The organism is Hyalangium sp. (assembly GCF_035629615.1).
Classification (GTDB): domain Bacteria; phylum Myxococcota; class Myxococcia; order Myxococcales; family Myxococcaceae; genus Hyalangium.
In genome coordinates this window covers 12,581-29,025 of record NZ_DASPHO010000237.1, presented here as the reverse complement: position 1 = coordinate 29,025, position 16,445 = coordinate 12,581, and the positions used below count along the sequence as shown (strand labels likewise).

Sequence of the window (16,445 nt, the reverse complement as noted above, 5' to 3'; positions counted from 1 at the left end):
CCGGGCTTCACGCTGGCGTTGGCGTCGTTGCAGTCACTGGAGTTGGACACGTAGCCCGCCGGCATGGAGCAAGCCTGGGTGCTCACCGAGGCACTACCGTACCCATCCGCATCCGCGTCCCGGTAGTAGGTGGTGCCCACTCCCTCGTCCGTGGTGCCATTGCAGTTGTCGTCCACCGCGTTGCACACCTCGGTGGCGCCGGGCTTCACGCTGGCATTGCCGTCGTTGCAGTCCGAGGAGCTGGTCACGTAGCCCGCTGGCGCGGAGCACGCCTGGGTACTTACCGCCGCATTGCCGTACCCATCCCCATCCGCGTCACGGTAGTAGGTGTTGGTGCATGGGTTTGGCGGTGCGCCGGCGTCATACAGCTCCGCCGTCGCTGACACCGAGCCCGCGTGCCCTCCCGCCACCAGCACCTGGTTGCTGGCGCTCAGCAACGCCGCCACATGGAAGCTGCGCGCACCGATCATCGAGCCGGTCGTCGTCCACGTCCCCGCCGTCGCGTCGTACACCTCCACGCTCGCCAGGCCCGTACCCCACGTTCCTGTGTCTCCTCCGGCCACCACTACCTTGCTCCCCACCAGCGTCGCCGTGTGCGAGGCTCGCGCCCCCGCCATCGTCCCCGCGGCGCTCCACGTCCCGGTCGCCGGGTCATACAACTCCGCGCTCGCCAACGCTCCGTTGCTGTTACGCCCGCCCACCACCAACACCTTCCCCGAGGGCAGCAGCGTCGCCGTATGGTCTTGCCGCGCCGTGCTCAGCGAACCCGTCGCGCTCCAGCTGTTCGTCGCCGGGTCGTACACCTCCGCCGCCCGCGCCGCTCCCCCACTCCACCCTCCCACCACCAGCACCTTCCCGTTGCCCAGCACCGTCACAGTGTGGCTCCGCCTCGGCGTCAGCAGCTGGGCTCCCGCGCTCCACGTCCCAGGGCCTGGGTCATACACATCCACCGTGCGCTGGGCGCCGCCAGACGTCGACCCGCCCACCACCAGCACCTTTCCCGAGGGCAGCGCCGTGGCGGCCGCGTACGCGCGCGCCTGGGTCAGGCTCCCAGCCCCCGTCCAGTTCCCAGACGCCGGTTCGTACGCCTCCGCTGTCCCTAGGACTCCGGCGCTGTTTTCCCCTCCAGCCACCAGGACCTTGCCCGTGGGCAGCAGGACGGCCACGTGCGCCTGCCGTGCCGTCGCCATCGAAACGGCGCTGGACCACGTTCCTGTCGCGGGGTCGTACACCACCGCCGAGGCCTGAAAGCCACTGCCCCAACCGCCCGTCACCAACACCCTGCCGGAGCTCAGCACCGTCGCGGCGTGGTAACGCTTCGCCTGGGGCATGGCCCCCGTCGCCTGCCACGTCCCTGCCAATGCGGACTGCTCTGTGAGCAGCGCGGGCCCCTCTTCCACCACGCTGGTGCCGCAACGCGCAGCAGCGACTACGAGTCCCAGACCCATGAGACAGACAAGTGCAGGCCGGTACATCGACTCCCCTCTCAGTGATGCCATGCGATGGCATGGGCTTCGTCCCGCGCCAGCTTCCTGGAGGCTGCCCTTTCTGCTGGGTGGTGACGGTATTGCACCCGCCTACATCACCACTGGTGACTCGGTCAACACTCTCCGTATTGCCTGAAAGGTTTCACGCATAACGCATAGGGCGAATGGGAGGCCTGTTGAGGGTGAGGGCTGGTGCAGAGGGGCCGAGGAGGGCCGCTGAGGGGACGTGTGGGCTGTGCGCCAGGCCGGTGGAGAGGCCTCGCAGCCCCCTTGGGGGTATCCGTCCGGTCAGCGACGTGCAGCCGGGGCTTGAGGAGGGAGAGGTGCCGTGCTCGGCGGTGGTCGCGAGGTCGAGTCGGACGAGTTGGGAGTGAGGCCGGAGCGGAGTTCCCTCAAGCGGGGGCAGAGCCGAAGCCGGAAGAGGCAATTGAGCCGCCTTTAGCAGCGGCGAGGCAGGAGCCGACCAAGGAGCGCACGCCGCGGCTGGATTGGGCCGGGCTGCTACGCAGCAGCTTCGCGCTAGACGTGTTCGCGTGCGGCAGGTGTGGAGGCAGGCGCCGGGTGCTGGCGTATCTGACGGCTCCCGGTGGGGTACGTGCCATTCTGGAGCACCTGGGACTGCCCTCGCAGCCTGGGAGGCTGGCCCCGGCACGGGGGCCACCCCACAACTCGTGGGTTTGAGTCCACAGCAGCAGTGGCCCATCTCTTGCCGCCTCCTCATGGCAGGGCGGCTTGAGCAGGCGTCTACCCTATAGGGCTGCGCGGTGGGCTCACCGACGTCGCACTCGGCTCTCCGGCACTCGTCAGCTGCCCTCCTCTGCCTCTCAACACACCCCTATTCGTCCGAGCTCCGCAACTTTCAGCCCCCTGAGGTCGATAACCTCCCGACTGTCACACTTTACGAGGATCTGGAAATGCGTGTCTCCGCCGCCCCGCGCAGCAACATCTCCGCAGCGAGTTCACCTGCGCAGCCCACCCTGAAGCTCGGCTCGTCCGGCGCGTCGGTGAAGACCCTTCAGCAGGCGCTGGCCAACGCGGGCTTCTCGCCGGGCGCGGTCGACGGCCAGTTCGGTCCGAAGACGGCCGCCGCGGTGAAGTCCTTCCAGAGCGCGAAGGGCCTCGTCGCCGACGGCATCGTGGGGCCGAAGACGTGGGCGAAGCTGACCGCAGCTCCGGGCGGTAGCGGTCCCACGCTCAAGCAGGGCCAAAGTGGCGCTCCGGTGACCGCGCTTCAGAACCGGCTCAATCAGCTCGGCTTCAATGCCGGTGCGGCGGATGGCCAGTTCGGTCCGAAGACCACCGCAGCGGTGAAAGCGTTCCAGAGCGCGAAGGGCCTGGTCGCCGATGGCGTCGTCGGGCCGAAGACCTGGAGCCAGCTCGGCATCACGGTGGGCGGCACGCCCACGACCCCCGGCACCGGTGGCGTGCACGGCAACTCCGCTCTCGCCAACAACGCCCGCTCGGTGGCGTTGAGCATGGGTGGCCACTCGAGCCAGGGCCTTTGCGCCACGGGCGTGAGCCGCGCCATTCAGAACACCTACGGCATCAAGGTGTGGGGCAACGGCAACCAGATCGACAACAATCTGCCGAGGAACAAGTTCAAGCAGGTGAACCTGTCGCTTGCCGAAGCGCTGAAGATCCCCGGCCTCGTGCTCACCTGGGAGAAGACCTCCACCCGCCTCGGCAGCATCTACGGCCATACCGCTATCACCTCGGGCGACGGCCGCAGCTCCTACAGCGACTTCGTGGAGAGCAACACCCTGGGCGCGAGCGGCCGCAGCGGCTTCAAGGTCTTCATGCCGATCTAGGTTTTCGACTGCGGCTATCAGAGCAGTCCGTCGAGCTCCACTGCGTGCCACACCTGCCTCGCCGGCTGGGGGAGGTGCTCTCCGTGGTGCCGCATGAGCAACCGGCGCCCCCAGGCGGGTCCTGCCCTCACCCAGGCGGGTCTGCGCGTCTCGGGGTCCAGAGGCAGTGACAGGGCCCTGTCCCCACGGCGCACGTAGGAGGAGGTGACCTCCAGCTCGACACCCGCCACGTGCCGCACGAGCGTCTGATCCAGGCACGAGCGCACGTGCGACTCGAGCTTCCCCGAGGGCAGAAGGCGCAAGCCACTCTGGAGCCGCTCGCCCAGGTAGTCCGTCCCGTCCTCGAGCCACAGTCCTCCCTCGGCATCCAGCACCAGCCGGTCTGTGGCATGGCTTGGGGGAATCTCCACGACGGCGAGCTCCTTGCCGCTCCTCGGCGCTGGACGCTCTCGAAGATGCTCTTGCCCAGACAGGCGTCTCACCACGTACCGGAACCCGAGCGCGTCCCCCTCGAGGTTCGAGATGTCTGCCGGAGAGCACAGCGAGGAGGTCGGGTCCAGTGGCCCGGTCCCTTTTCCCCTTTCCTCCAGGCTCCGCGATGCGTGGTATTGCCCCCGTGACACATGGGGGCTGGATGAGCGCGAAGAAGAAGGCCGCGAAGAAGGCGACGCAGACGAAGAAGCCACCGCAGAAGGTGCCTGCCGGGGGAGAGATACCGATCGCGTCCTTTGCGCAGCCGCGCGCGTGGGCCGACTGGCTCGCCTCGAAACATGCGTCTTCACGTGGCGTGTGGCTGAAGCTCGCCAAGAAGGCCTCGGGGATCGAGTCGATCACCTACGCGGAGGCGCTGGAGGAGGCGCTCGCGTGGGGCTGGATCGATAGCCAGAAGGTGGCCTTCGACGACACGGCGTGGCTCCAGAAGTTCACGCCCCGCGGCCCCAAGAGCATCTGGTCCAAGATCAACCGCGAGAAGGCGCTGGCGCTCATCGCGGCCGGCAAAATGAAACCGTCAGGGCTCGCGGAGGTCGAGCGCGCGCAGCGAGACGGACGCTGGGAGGCGGCCTACGACTCGCAGAGCCGCATGGCCGTGCCCGAGGATCTGGCGGCCGCGCTCACCGCGAACCCCCACGCAGCCGACTTCTTCGCCACGCTCAACTCGGCGAACCGCTACGCGGTGCTGTTCCGGATCCATACTGCGAAGAAACCTGAGACCCGCGCCAGGCGCATCGCTCAGTTTGTCAAGATGCTCGCCCGGCACGAGAAGCTGCATCCCTGATGCTGCGGTGCCTCTCCGCGATCCACTATCGTGAGCCGCCATGGCCAAGACCAACAAGCTGCTCGTCTGGGGGTTGATCGCTGCCGGCGCGTCGTGCGGGCTTTGCGGCCTGGGGACACTGGCCATCATGGCGCTGGGCCTCTCCACGGACGATGGACGATGAAGGCGCCAGTGCGGGTTCAGCGGTGGCTCCCCAGCGGGAAGCGGCGCAGCGCGGCGCGCCAGGAGGCTTCTCCTTCGAACCACCTCTGTCGCCGGGCAACGTCGGCCGCAGCGGCGAACTCTATGTGGCGGAGTGATCCGTCCGATGCGCACCGGACCTCCTCTAGACTGGGAGCGGGTGCTCTTCAGCGACAGGTGGAGTCGCGGGCAGAATCCCTCTGACAGACGGACGGATCAGGCGGACTCGAAGGAAACGGAGTGACGCCATGGGAAGGGCGCGCCGGCGAAATCTGTATTCAAGGCAGAGCGAGCAGCCGCGCACGGGTGGCGCCCGCCACTCCTGTCAGCCTGGTCGAGCTCCCTTCGACGACGTCATGCAGCACGAGCCCGCTGTACGTGAGCACGAGGAGCATCCGTCCATCCGCGCTGATGTCGAGTACTTTGGACACCCCCTCAAGCTCTATCTCGCGGGTCGCGTCGCGAGCGAGGTCGTACTCAAACAGACGGAAGCCGCGGTAGATGTGGCCCTCGAGGAAATACACGGTCCGCCGGAGCAAGCTTGCCGCGACGAAGTCTCTCGTGCTGCACTCTCCCTCGTGACGTCGCCAGACCCGCTCCTGGCCGGTGCTCAGCTCGAGGCGCCGGTAGGTGCCGGGATTCGACTCATCGCAGCCAGCTCCTTCTGGCGGCCACGCGCCCTCGCGATAGAAGACCATCGTCTCCCCGAGCACCAGGGGCGTCAGCAGCCCGCGGCGCTCCTGTCTCAAGGGAGAGCCGACCTTCCACGGCCGCTTGCCCGTAGGGTCCAGCGTGGCAAGGCGGACGCCACCGCGGGGATGCCTCAGCACGATGCGGGGCTCACCGCTGATCACGTGGTTGCCTTCGCTGTCGGTCATGCCGGAAGGGAGCACGCGAACGCCGTCGGGCCGAGGAGCGAAGCTCCAACTCCAGAAGTCGCGTAGTCCCGAAGCGCCCGCGGTCACGAGCACGCGAGAGCCATCCGGCGTGAACGCCACGGGGCTCTGTTCGCGGTAGGTCCCATCGGCAGTCCACATCTCCGGAGTGCCAGAGGTGACCGCCACGACTCCGTTGCCGTCACCCAGGATGAGGAGATCGCCTTGCTTGATGCGGCCTGCTTTGTCGGTGGGCAGGGCGACCTCGCGGCCAGACACCATGACGCTCACCGTGCGGCTAGGGCCGGTGCTGCCAGTGACCAATGCCTCCTGCGCCCAGCGCCCTGTGGGCGGGTGCACGACGAGGCTCCCGAGCTGGCACGGTCTTGACGTGCGCTGGATCTGGCCCCGCTCAGGACCTGCGAGGATTCGAAGCTCGCTGACCTCATGGCAGTCAGCGAGGACTCGCGAGCCGTTCGTGTCAACGTGGATGACGGTCCCCGCGTCGACGGCGATGATCGGCACTGGCGACACAGGGGCGTCGGCCCACGCCGCGGTCGCGGACGTGGCCGACAGGGCGGACAACAGCATCACTCGCAACGTGTTGAGCATGTTGACGATGACGGTCTCGTAAGGCCCGTATTCACTTACGGTGAGTTCTCCACACGTTCGAAGGCGATTCCTGACGCGGCGCGGAACCTCTCCGTCCCCGCAGGCGATACGCACCTCCTCGTTAGGAGCGGACTCGGCTCAGAGCGGCGGATTGTTCTGCATGGAAGCGGCGGGAATCGAAGCCGTGTAGGGGGTAAATCGGCCCGCTCTGAAAAATGGCGCTCCCCTCTGTTTCCCTCTGAAAATCAGCCCCTCTTAGCGTCCACACGCGTCCGCACGAGTCCAGCGGATTTGGTCCTTTTTTGGTCCCCTTGGTCCCCCGCAAACTGGGCCCCTGGGGCCTCTGGAGCACGTCAGGACGGGCCGTGCTTCACGGAAGGGACTCCACCTGTCCAGGTCGTCAGGAAGTCGCAGAGATCCCGCACCCGCATCTCCACGTTCGCGCCGATGGTGGCCAGCGTCGCCTGTTCCTCCGTCGTCAGGATGGCCTTGTGTTCCAGCAAGTTGGCCAGCACCGCACTAAGGCACTCGCCCAGACTCACCGCCGCCCCAAGCTTGTCCGCGACGGTCGCGCGGCCTTCACCCGTGACCGCCTGGGAAGGATGGGCCACGAGCCGCGCGCGGATTTCTCCCGCACGTTGCACCAACTCCCCCAGCTTGTCCGCGCTGACAGGCTCGCACTTGCACTCGGGGAAGCCGATGCAACCACCACCGGGGCCGCGAAGGTGGCCGCAGGGGTTGAGGGGGTAGAACATCGTCGGGGCGTCTTGCTGCGGGGGCGTGGTCATCCTCGATCCTTCCTCTGGCGCCGGGGGCGCTTGGGCTCCGTTACGAAGGCCACGACAAGCCGCAGGATCAGCTTGAGCTGTAGCCCTTGAAGCCGTCCCAGCAGGCGCAGCAGGCGCCGCATTTCGGGCGTGGGCGCCAGCTCGGGCGGCACTTCGAGCTGTGCCGCTTGAGGCAGGCTGGCCACGGGGGCAAAGCCCATCAGCTCGTGCGGGCCACTTCGCAGGGCCACGCACAGCCGGAACAGCGTGGGCACGCTGGGAAGCATCTTCCCGCGCTCCATCCGCCCGAACACCTCGGGAGCAATGCCGACGCTCTCGGCAATCTCGGTCTGAGTGAGCCCCGCGCGCATCCGCGCCGCTCGCAAGGCCCTTCCGAGCGTTGCCCCGAGCCGTTGCCCTTGGCGCTTCGCGTCCCGAGGAAGCAGGGGACGCCGACTGCGGGACTTGCGCCGGGAGAGGCCCTCTGCGGGCCGTGCTGTCTGGTGGCCTTTCATCGTCGGAACCTCGCGCGCCACACCAGCACGAACGACCCAAGCCGGGAGCGCATGACAGGGAGAGAGGCAGGCAGCCGATCAGCTCACTGGGCGCGGTGAACTGCCGCGACCAGGGGCGCCCCCAGGATGCAGGGCGCCCCCAGTCGCTTCGCACTGGCCACGCCGATCCCCCTCGGTGTGGCCAGTGGCGCGCGCTCCGATGGGATCGGCCTGTCCCCCCTCCAAGGTCAGAGGCAAGCCGATCCCGTCGCGGCGCGATGCCGATGCGTGCTGCGGGGCTGAGAGCGGAGAAGGAGCCGAGTGCTACGCGGAGCTACCCGGGGACGTGATCACGTGATCAGCGGACAGCTTGCGCGTAGTGGACGCGGAATCCTGTGCAGTGGGGCCGCCCACGTCCTTGTGCATGCGGGCGGCTGCCGAGTTGCGCCGCAACTCCGCGATAGCTTCGGGGCCGCCGTAGGGCGCGCCCAACGCGGCCAGTCCCTTGCGGAGATCGTCCTCTAGCGCTGCCGCTGACGGGTAGCGCTCTTGCGGGCGCCGCTGGAGCAACGTTCGGAGGATAGAGCGCAGCGGGGGGAAAACATCCTCCGTCAGTTCCTCTATCTCCTGCGCGGTGTACGTGGCAGCCCGCAGGATGTAGTCGTCAACTTGCTCGGGCAGTTCGGCAATCGTGGCGATGTTGTGAGCGGCTACCACCTTCGCGCGCACGTCGGGCGTTAGCGCCTCCTCCAAGTCCGAGGCCCGCAGCGTGGGCGTGCTGTAGAGCCCCCTTCCGGTGACGATCTCCAGCATCACCAAGCCGAGCGCGAACAGATCCGAGCGCGGATCCATCGGCTCGCCTAGAAGTGCCTCGGGGGCGCCGTAGAAGGCATCCCCCTGCGGGCGGGGCATAGAGGTTGCCACCCGGCCCGGTAGCAGCGAGCGGGCAAGCGCAAAATCCGTGAGCCTGATCGAGCCGTCACCCTTCACGTAGATGCGGGCGGGGTTCACGTCGCGGTGAATGATGCCGAGCGGGCGCCCCTTCTCGTCCGTGCGCGTGTGCGCGTGGTCTAGAGCGCTCGCCACTTCGGCGCCCACGTGAAGCGCAAAGCCCGCCGACAGGCAGACGCCCCGCATGCTCGCGGCTGTCTCGATGGTGTCTAGCCGCGTGCCTGAAACTCGCTCGCACAGGATGTAGAGAACCCCGTGAGACTCGGCCCGTCCCAGAACCCGGGCGATGTTCGGATGATCCAGGTAGGTGGCCAGCCGCGCCTCTTCCTCAAGCCGCGCGCGTATCCTGGCGAGAGATTCGGGATCGTGCTTGGGCGACGTGGGCAGCACCCGTCGCGCGATGTAGTTGCCTTCCGGTCCCAGGCGTGAGCGCTGCTGCACGATCAGCACCGTTTCGCCGTGGTTGGTCGTCTCCAGCACTCGGAGGAACGCATAAGAGAAATCGCCCAGGGAGAAGAGGATCGCCCCCTCGGGCAACTGGGGGCCTGTGACGGTGGCCATGGATGGAGACTCCTAGAGGCACGCGAGCGGGGCGCCGCGCGACGGGAGGAGAAACTACCCGGCACATGGGGGCAGGGGGAACGATGGGGGAGGTTGGGCGGAACCGTTCAAAAACCGGCGAATTTCCAGCGCTGCCGCACAAATGCACCCCTTAGCGCTCGGGAGTCTCAACCCGGGCCGAGCTGGAGCTGTCCGAGGTGGGCGCCACCGGGGCCGAGCTGGAGCCGTCCGACGCGCGCCACCGGGGCCGAGCTGAACGCGGCGACGATTGCTGCCGTCCTGGCGCGCGCCACCGGGCCGAGCTGGAGCTGTCCGACGCGCGCACCACCGGGGCAGAGCTGGAGCTGTCCGACGCGTGCGCCACCGGGACCGAGCTGGAGCTGTCCAGCGTGCGCGCGCCACCGGGCCGAGCTGGAGCTGTCCACCGCGCGCGCCACCGGGCCGAGCTGGAGCTGTCCGACGCGCGGGCGCCACCGGGGCCGAGCTGGAGCTGTCCGACGTGCGCGCACCACCGGGCCGAGCTGGAGCTGTCCACCGCGCGCGCACCACGGGGCCGAGCTGGACGCGGCGACGGTGGCTGCCGTCCTGGCGCGCGCCCACCGGGCCCGAGCTGAACGCGGGGACGATGGCTGCCGTCCTGGCGCGCGCCACTGGGGCCGAGCTGGACGCGGCGTAAGAGTTCGCCGTCCCCCGTCTGGACAGAGCGAGGGGCCCGCCCATCCGTTATGTTGGGCGCCCATGGCACAGAAGAAGGTGAAGACGGGAGTGCAACTGGGCAAGGCCGCGCGGCGAGAGGCACTTGACGAGATGGAGGCATGGTGGGACGCCGAGGTTGGAGAGTTCCCAGCGGACCTGGACAGCACATTGGGGCTCTTTCTTAAAAGCCTCCCCGTCGAAATTGTATGGGACGCGTTGCGACGGGCAGCTCAAGACGACGCATTGCAAGACTCTGAGGACGTGCTGGAGCGCGTAAAGCAGAACATGGCCCAGGTCCGAGCCCCGCCTCTGCAAAAGGTGACCGATCCAGCAGAGTTCGGGCTGAAGGTGCAGATCGAAAGACTCCTGGAATGGTGGGACGAAGAAGTGGGAGAGCGCCCAGCAAACTTGGAAGAACTGATCGGAAACCTCTGCCGTAAAACGAGCGTCGAAGTGGTGAAGCGTGCTCTGCAAGGAGCGCGAGCCAAGAAGGGCTCTCCAGAAGAAGTGCTTGAGTCGGCGCGGAAAGACTTGAGGGTCTATAGGCGAATGCGCAGAAGGCGTAAGAGTTCGCCGTCCCCGTTGTGACAGAGCGTCCAAGGTATCCACCTGTCGGGAGAACCCAACGGAGCGGGCGAACTCGGCTCAGCGTGGGGAGGGGGCACGGCGAACAGATACGACACGGCGACGATGGCTGCCGTCCTGGCGCGCGCCACCGGGGCCGAGCTGGAGCTGTCCGACGTGCGCGCGCCACGGGGCCGAGCTGGACGCGGCGACGATGGCTGCCACCCTGGAGCGCGCCACCTGCCCGAGCTGGAGCTGTCCGACGTGCGCGCCACTGGCCAGAGCTGGCGCTGTCGGACGCGCGCTCCTCCATCGGCTCTCGCTGTTGGGGCGTGCTGATATGCTCCAGCGGAGAACCGCAGCCGTGACCCGCAGCACCTCGCTTGATTGAAAGAACGTGGCCATGCGTGCGCGAACTTGCAGCGCCCCCCTGATCCTGATCCTGCTCTCGGCCTGCGCCACGATGGATCCGAGCCCGGGAGAGTTGGAGGACCCGCGTCCCCCGAGTCCGAGACTCGCCAACCTTCAGCGGGCGGCGCAGTACCCGTGGACGGATGATGGGAAATGCGTGGTGCGGGAAGCCTCCAACGAGTGGCCGATCCTTGCGGAGCGGTGCTTTCATGCTCTCGACCGCGACAGGGTCAGGTTTCGGGATGTCACCAAAAGATGCGCTGTCGCCTCGGTGGATGCAGCCGCTCCCGCAGTCGTGGCCCTCTGTATTTTCGCGGCACCCGAGATCGTCGTCGGTGCAGTGATTGTTATCAGCGCGGTGGTGGTAGCCGCCGCCATCCAGGAGGGGATTGAGGCTTATCAACGGAACGCGTCCCGCGAGCGCGCGAAGCCCAAGGCTCAAACGCAGCCCGCTCAGGAACCGTTAGCGAAGCGAACGCCCAAGCCAAAGGGCTCCCCCTCCGGAGACATCTTCCCCCCACCGCCAGAAACCACGCCGCGCCGTCCGTCGTGCGAGCCCATCCCGGTGCGGCACGCGGGCGGAGATGTCCCGCATAACGAGTGCGCCGATAAGTTTCCGCCCAACCTCTACCCCGGCATGGACGTATTCGTGGGCGGTGAGCGCTTCGATGCGCTGCAAGTCGGCGTGCGCGTGCTGTGGGAGATCAAGACCAACCGATTTGACACCTACCCTGACTTTATCCGGAGGCGGGAGCTTGAGAAGGAGGTGGAGCAATTGACCAAGGAACTTGCCGCTGCGCGGGCCTGTGGCTACGACTTCGTCGTTGGGGTGAGCACGCAAGCGCACAAAGACGCGCTGATCGCCCGGATTCCCACCCTCCATGTCGTTGTCACGGGGTGCACACGATGACCATGCCTAGAGTCCTCGTTTTCATCGTCTACGCGCCTGCGCTCGTGGGCAAAGACGGCCGCGCGCTCGATGTCATCCAAGGGATGGAAAAGGCCCTTCCCGGTTTGCGCCTAGCATGGAGGATCTCCGAGAGCGGGCGCCCCATCGCCTTGCCGCAGCGCGACGCGTGGCTCATAGAAAGGATTAAGGACGGGAGAATCCCTCTTCTGTGCAACGGGGACGAGAGTTACCCCGTGACGGTTTCGGGGAGACAGAGCCCAGCACTCCTCAGCCCGGGCGGTCAGCCGCAACTCGACGTTTATGCGGAGTTGCCGCTAGACGAGGCCGTTATCTCGGCAGCGGTGGCTATGCTTGAGGCCGTGGCGGAGGGGGCGCGCGCGTTCTGGGGGCATGCGTCCCGGTATAGTTACGGCTCGGAAGTCGGGGAGCAGTTTCGCCGCTCCGCTGATGGACCGGAGCGCTCACCCCGTGGGCTTCCCATGCTCAATCTTCCAGAAAAACTCCCCGCGCCTGAGATTCCCTGTTTCCTCGGGTGGGTGAACTATTGGTCTGCTGCTGCCGCGCAGGCCATCGGGTTCCCGGATCCTGCTCGCGACGCCGAACTACTCACGCGGGCGCGGCGCACGCCGTCGGGCGGATGGGTTGTGAAGCTCACGGAGGCGCCGCTCGATTATGACAACCCCGCCCACCTAGACGCGCTCAATCGGGCCTATGAGCGCTTCCCGGTGATCGGCGGGCGCGACTCTCCACGCTGAAGGAGGCTGCCGCGCGTCTCCTGGCACACTCCACCGGGCCGAGCTGGAGCTGTCCGACGCGCGCGCCACCGGGGCCGAGCTGGAGCTGTCAGACGTGCGCGCGCCACGGGGCCGAGCTGGAGCTGTCAGACGTGCGCGCGCCACGGGGCCGAGCTGGAGCCGTCCGACGTGCGCGCCACGGGCCGAGCTGGAGCTGTCCGACGTGCGCGCGCCACCGGGGCCGAGCTGGAGCTGTCCGACGCGCGCACCACCGGCCCGAGCTGGACGCGGCGACCATGGCTGCCGTTCTGGCGTCAGCCACCGGCCCGAGCTGGAGCTGTTCAACGGGGGGCGCCCCGGGCCGAGCTGGACGCGGCGACGATGGCGCCGCGCTGCCAATTCCGCCGCCGTTGCGGAAGGGCGCCGCGCTTCGAGCTGGACCGGCGCACGATGGCCATGCGCAGCCAATTCCGCCGCCGTTCTGAAAGGCGCCGCGCTGCCATTCGCGCCGCCGTTCTGAAAGGCGCCGCGCAGCCAATTCCGCCGCCCTTGTGGAAGGGCGCCGCGCTGCCCGAGCTGGGCGCGGCGACTTGGCGCCGGGTTGCATCTAGCGCGTTGCTCCACCTTCCCGCGTCGGAGCACTCCACCGGCCTAGCAGGCGAGCGGGGGTGCAGGTGGGTTCCGTCTGCCAGCGGGCAAGCCGGGACGCGGGCAGGCTTCACCGGGCGCCCCGGTGGCGTCCCTGGTGACGATCCCGAATTGCCGCCGTGGCGGCCCCGGGGGTGGCGTGGTGGGCGCCGTAGTGGGGCGTAATCCGCCGGGGTGGGGCCTTCATGGGTTCCGGGGGCGCCGGGCGTGGCGCCGGGGTGGCGCCGGGGTGGCGCCGGGGTGGCCCCGGCCGTGGCGCCGGGCGTGGCGCCGGAGAAAGTCCCGCAGAAGTCCCGTTGTCAGCCCCGCATCAGCGCCGCGCCCGCGACACGGCCACCGATTCCGCCACGCCGCACGGCGGTTGATCCGCCCGCGCGCATTGGCCCTTGCTTGCCCGTCTGCACGCTTGCCGATCTGCTGTCACGTTGCGTCCGTGACCTGGACACCCGCCGTTGCTCTATGTCACTTCTGCCCGGGTCGTTGTGGGCTGTTCGGTGAGTTGAAAGGGCGGGTTAGGTGATGGTCGGGATCGACTCCCAGGAGGGGCAACCCTCCATGTGCGGCGCATTCATGCGCCGTTGTTGGCTGCCGGGTGAGAACGCCGGGAAATCCGGTGACAACGCCGGGAAAAACGCCGCGAAATCCGGTTTCAACGCCGGGAAAAACGCCAGCGAGAACGCCAGCGAAAACGCCGGGGCGCGCCGCTGGTCACTCCAGGCGGCGCCGGTAGTCACGCCAGGACGCGCCGCGCGTGCTGGCGCTTTCGCTGTCTCCCTTCTGCTTTGCTTGTGGCCAGGGCTGGCGAGCGCCAACGCTGCCCGCCGTCCTGGCCTGATCCACGCACCGGGGCGGCCCCTGCCCGGCGCAGGCGTGCTCCACGGGCTGATCACTTCCGCCGCGACCCTGCCCGCAGTCCTCGCGCTCTCCACCGCGCCGCGCTTGTCTGGTGTCCGTGCGTGCTCCAGCGTGAAACGCGGAGATTGTAGGGATCTGCCTGGATCCGCCTGGATCCGCCTGAATACGCCTGATCTTGCCCAATGTCCGAGCGCGCCGGGTTTGGGCACCGTGGGCGGCATGAGTCACGCCACACGAACCACCCCACAGCGGACACGACGTGCGCCCGCGCTTCCCAGGTGGGCAGCACGCGCCCGCACCTGTCCAGCGGTGGCCAAGCCTGCCCAGGAGTGCCCAACGCGGCCAGTCGCGTTGACGGTGCACGGCGGGACGCGAGACAACGCGCCCCGTGCAGTGAGACACGACGGCGGCCCCCGGTACATGGGGCGGGCCGTTGTGAACGGCACCCGCAGCGCATCGTCTCTCCGTGCCCCCGGAGTGCGCGCGGCTCGCCTCCAAGGCTTCACGGCCTCTGGCCTCTCACGGCATGGCGTCGCGCGTCCTGGTGACATGCGCGCGGCGCCCCACCGTCAGCAGTCGGGAGAGTTTCAGCCGTGAAGGGGCAAGGCAACGAACAGGACGACATCCTGCGGGCCATCTACGAGGAGCTGCGGGGGCTGCGCGAGTCCGTCAACGAGATCCACACGAAGATCAGCAACGCCGCCCCCGCTCAAGCTGCGCGGGCGCGGGCTGTCTCGGTGGAGGAAGCGCAGACCCTACTTGGCTGCGGGCGCTCGCGGATCTTCGAACTGTTGAGGAGCGGAGCGCTACGACGCGGGCCGAAGGTGGGCAGAGCCGCGATGATCTGCGCGAAGAGTCTAGAAGCGCTCCTAGAGCGCGTGGCCCGCGAGCCGGAGGCCCCCCGGCTCAAGCGGCGCCCCGCCCGGCGTGATATTGGGCGGGGGAAGAGTGAGAGTGCAGCAATCCTCAAGCTGATTCGGCAAGCCTGAACGGCTCACATAGGGTAGGCAGCTTCACTGAGCCTATTAGCGAAGAGCTTGCATCGCTGCTCAACCTTGGCTCTACAATGCGCGAAATTTCCTTAGTACCAGCTTCACAGTGGCCAAGTCCCGCGTCGCCCAGTTTTGTAGTGCATCGAGAGTCGCTTTCCCTCAACTCTATTGACCGAAGAGTTACCTATCATGCAGGTCCCCAGAAATGTCGCAATCTTGCCGTATGTCCGCACAACCAAGGACATCACCATCAATGGATTTACCTTATGGTCAAACACTCCAGCCAACTGGCTGTCTAAAATTGGCAAGGATTATACACCACTGACAATTGCCTACGTTGATCAAAGGGGCAAGCCTGTCGGCGCCAGGGCCTCCATCCTGTCCCGCGATAATGGACAGTCGGCTACCTTGGCAGAACTCCGCGACATTGTTGTCAGTCTCTCATCTATCACATGGTTACAGCGAACACGTGCCGCAGACTGCTGGGTATTTGAGTCTTGGCCGATCCTTGACCAACAAGGTCCTGACCCGTACTTCGTTAGGATCGGTAAGTTTAGTCGAACAATTGGGACTCCCAGCACAAGCAGAATGCATCCGTCTCCGTATACGTACCCAATCCGACTCAGCCCCGGCATTCCTCAACCGATTCTGGATTATTTCGATGCCGAGCTGAAGAAACCCAAGGAGAACTCGATCATAACTAGCCTGTCGCACTTCCACAGAGCACGTTTTGAGACCCCCTTTTTCTCCCTTCCTATTGATGACGTCGAAACCCTGTGGTCTGGATTCGAGGCTTACTTTCATTTCCCGTTCCCGCTTCCTCCAGCCACCAGTAGAGATCAGTACATGCTAGACTCCTTCAAGAATGAACTCAAAAATGAGCCCCTCAGACAGGAGTTCTGGGTTGGCCTCAAGAAATGGATTGATGCAACATACTTGGCTCGCTGCAAGCATACTCACGGATCTGAAGTGCCTGATGCGGACTTACTGCTTCAGCCATACGATGCCTATATTCTTCATTTAGGCCTGACGCTCGCAGAAGCGCTTATCAGGCTACGGGCAATGTCAGGCGATTATATTCGATTCGAAACCGTGGAGCGCCTGAATCACCTGTTTATCATGCGGTCTACGATAGACAGTGTTGCGGCAAGACTTAGGGTAGACCGCAAATCGTTGTATCCTGGTGACGGCACTCTGTCGCAAACCGACTTTGTTGAGCTACGACAATTGCTTCAAGACCTTGTGGCATTTCAAACGGTGCATCCAGGGTATCAGAATAACAAGCCCATAGCAGATGCCCGCATGAAACTTGGATTGATACTCTCTGCTTGGGCGGAGGAGTTGACAAAAAACCCTCCCCCCGCTGTCAATATTGAGTATCTAAATGGCATCAGGGAAATCATCAAAGAAGGTACTAAAGCCAAAAAGAGCAATGACGAGATCGACAAAGAGATCGCGCTTCATCTGGTCGGTTCAGAACTCGACTACCCAGAGTCTTTCATTGAGAGCGACAATGCTGATATTGAGAAGCTCAAGATGGGCGGAGAGATCCCGTTCTGGCTGGTCGTTGACGCATTTATTCGCTTGGAAGAGCTCTACATCGGCTATGAACTCAGGTAGCAGC

General features: G+C 66.2%; 17 protein-coding genes. 10 read left to right on the top strand and 7 right to left on the bottom strand.

Annotated elements, in window-relative coordinates:
• Positions 1 to 1,331 (bottom strand): kelch repeat-containing protein (locus tag VD972_RS11920; protein WP_324985505.1); only part of this gene is annotated, 1,331 nt, incomplete at its 3' end.
• A 1,070-nt stretch (positions 1,332 to 2,401) separates the two neighbouring features.
• On the opposite strand from VD972_RS11920, the gene VD972_RS11915 reads away from it, so the two are divergent.
• Positions 2,402 to 3,295, top strand: a complete 894-nt coding sequence (locus VD972_RS11915) for a peptidoglycan-binding protein (protein WP_324985502.1) — start codon at positions 2,402 to 2,404, stop codon at positions 3,293 to 3,295.
• A gap of 17 nt (positions 3,296 to 3,312) precedes the next feature.
• Here VD972_RS11915 and VD972_RS11910 read toward each other — a convergent pair whose 3' ends face one another.
• Positions 3,313 to 3,705, bottom strand: coding sequence for a hypothetical protein (locus VD972_RS11910; RefSeq protein WP_324985500.1), 393 nt, complete (start codon positions 3,703 to 3,705; stop codon positions 3,313 to 3,315).
• A 224-nt stretch (positions 3,706 to 3,929) separates the two neighbouring features.
• Here VD972_RS11910 and VD972_RS11905 point away from each other — a divergent pair, with 224 nt between their 5' ends.
• The gene (locus VD972_RS11905; RefSeq protein ID WP_324985497.1) at positions 3,930 to 4,571 is read left to right on the top strand and encodes a YdeI/OmpD-associated family protein; all 642 of its coding nucleotides are present in this window, start codon (positions 3,930 to 3,932) and stop codon (positions 4,569 to 4,571) included.
• Positions 4,572 to 4,611: 40 nt separating this feature from the next.
• On the top strand, positions 4,612 to 4,734 hold the full coding sequence (locus VD972_RS11900; protein WP_324985494.1) for a hypothetical protein: 123 nt from the start codon (positions 4,612 to 4,614) through the stop codon (positions 4,732 to 4,734).
• Between the two features lie 295 nt (positions 4,735 to 5,029).
• Here VD972_RS11900 and VD972_RS11895 read toward each other — a convergent pair whose 3' ends face one another.
• From VD972_RS11895 to VD972_RS11880, 4 genes are all read right to left on the bottom strand, one after another.
• The gene (locus VD972_RS11895) at positions 5,030 to 6,238 is read right to left on the bottom strand and encodes a hypothetical protein (protein WP_324985491.1); all 1,209 of its coding nucleotides are present in this window, start codon (positions 6,236 to 6,238) and stop codon (positions 5,030 to 5,032) included.
• Positions 6,239 to 6,591: 353 nt separating this feature from the next.
• The gene (locus VD972_RS11890; RefSeq protein WP_324985488.1) at positions 6,592 to 7,026 is read right to left on the bottom strand and encodes a hypothetical protein; all 435 of its coding nucleotides are present in this window, start codon (positions 7,024 to 7,026) and stop codon (positions 6,592 to 6,594) included.
• Entirely contained in the window at positions 7,023 to 7,376 is a 354-nt protein-coding gene (locus VD972_RS11885; RefSeq protein WP_414654049.1) for a helix-turn-helix transcriptional regulator, read from the bottom strand. Before VD972_RS11885 ends, VD972_RS11890 begins: the two co-directional genes overlap by 4 nt.
• Before the next feature lie 447 nt (positions 7,377 to 7,823).
• Positions 7,824 to 9,011 carry a serine/threonine-protein kinase gene (locus tag VD972_RS11880; protein ID WP_324985482.1) on the bottom strand — a complete coding sequence of 396 codons (1,188 nt, stop codon included), beginning with the start codon at positions 9,009 to 9,011 and terminating at the stop codon, positions 7,824 to 7,826.
• A gap of 197 nt (positions 9,012 to 9,208) precedes the next feature.
• On the opposite strand from VD972_RS11880, the gene VD972_RS11875 reads away from it, so the two are divergent.
• From VD972_RS11875 to VD972_RS11855, 5 genes are all read left to right on the top strand, one after another.
• The gene (locus VD972_RS11875; RefSeq protein ID WP_324985479.1) at positions 9,209 to 9,625 is read left to right on the top strand and encodes a hypothetical protein; all 417 of its coding nucleotides are present in this window, start codon (positions 9,209 to 9,211) and stop codon (positions 9,623 to 9,625) included.
• Positions 9,626 to 9,749: 124 nt separating this feature from the next.
• Positions 9,750 to 10,295 (top strand): hypothetical protein, encoded by a 546-nt coding sequence (locus VD972_RS11870; protein ID WP_324985477.1) that lies wholly within the window; start codon positions 9,750 to 9,752, stop codon positions 10,293 to 10,295.
• A gap of 102 nt (positions 10,296 to 10,397) precedes the next feature.
• Positions 10,398 to 10,610, top strand: coding sequence for a hypothetical protein (locus tag VD972_RS11865; RefSeq protein WP_324985474.1), 213 nt, complete (start codon positions 10,398 to 10,400; stop codon positions 10,608 to 10,610).
• 64 nt (positions 10,611 to 10,674) lie between these two features.
• Entirely contained in the window at positions 10,675 to 11,592 is a 918-nt protein-coding gene (locus VD972_RS11860) for a DUF6310 domain-containing protein (RefSeq protein ID WP_324985471.1), read from the top strand.
• Positions 11,589 to 12,347 (top strand): DUF5953 family protein, encoded by a 759-nt coding sequence (locus VD972_RS11855; RefSeq protein WP_324985468.1) that lies wholly within the window; start codon positions 11,589 to 11,591, stop codon positions 12,345 to 12,347. The genes VD972_RS11860 and VD972_RS11855 overlap by 4 nt, the downstream gene beginning before the upstream one ends.
• A 1,139-nt stretch (positions 12,348 to 13,486) precedes the next feature.
• Here VD972_RS11855 and VD972_RS11850 read toward each other — a convergent pair.
• Positions 13,487 to 13,708, bottom strand: coding sequence for a hypothetical protein (locus VD972_RS11850; protein WP_324985465.1), 222 nt, complete (start codon positions 13,706 to 13,708; stop codon positions 13,487 to 13,489).
• Between the two features lie 714 nt (positions 13,709 to 14,422).
• Between VD972_RS11850 and VD972_RS11845 the strand changes: the two genes are divergently transcribed.
• Together VD972_RS11845 and VD972_RS11840 are read left to right on the top strand one after the other, a co-directional pair.
• Entirely contained in the window at positions 14,423 to 14,818 is a 396-nt protein-coding gene (locus tag VD972_RS11845; protein WP_324985460.1) for a hypothetical protein, read from the top strand.
• Positions 14,819 to 15,010: 192 nt separating this feature from the next.
• A complete protein-coding gene (locus VD972_RS11840; RefSeq protein WP_324985457.1) occupies positions 15,011 to 16,441 on the top strand; it encodes a hypothetical protein in 1,431 nt (476 codons plus the stop codon).
• Positions 16,442 to 16,445: the final 4 nt, after the last annotated feature.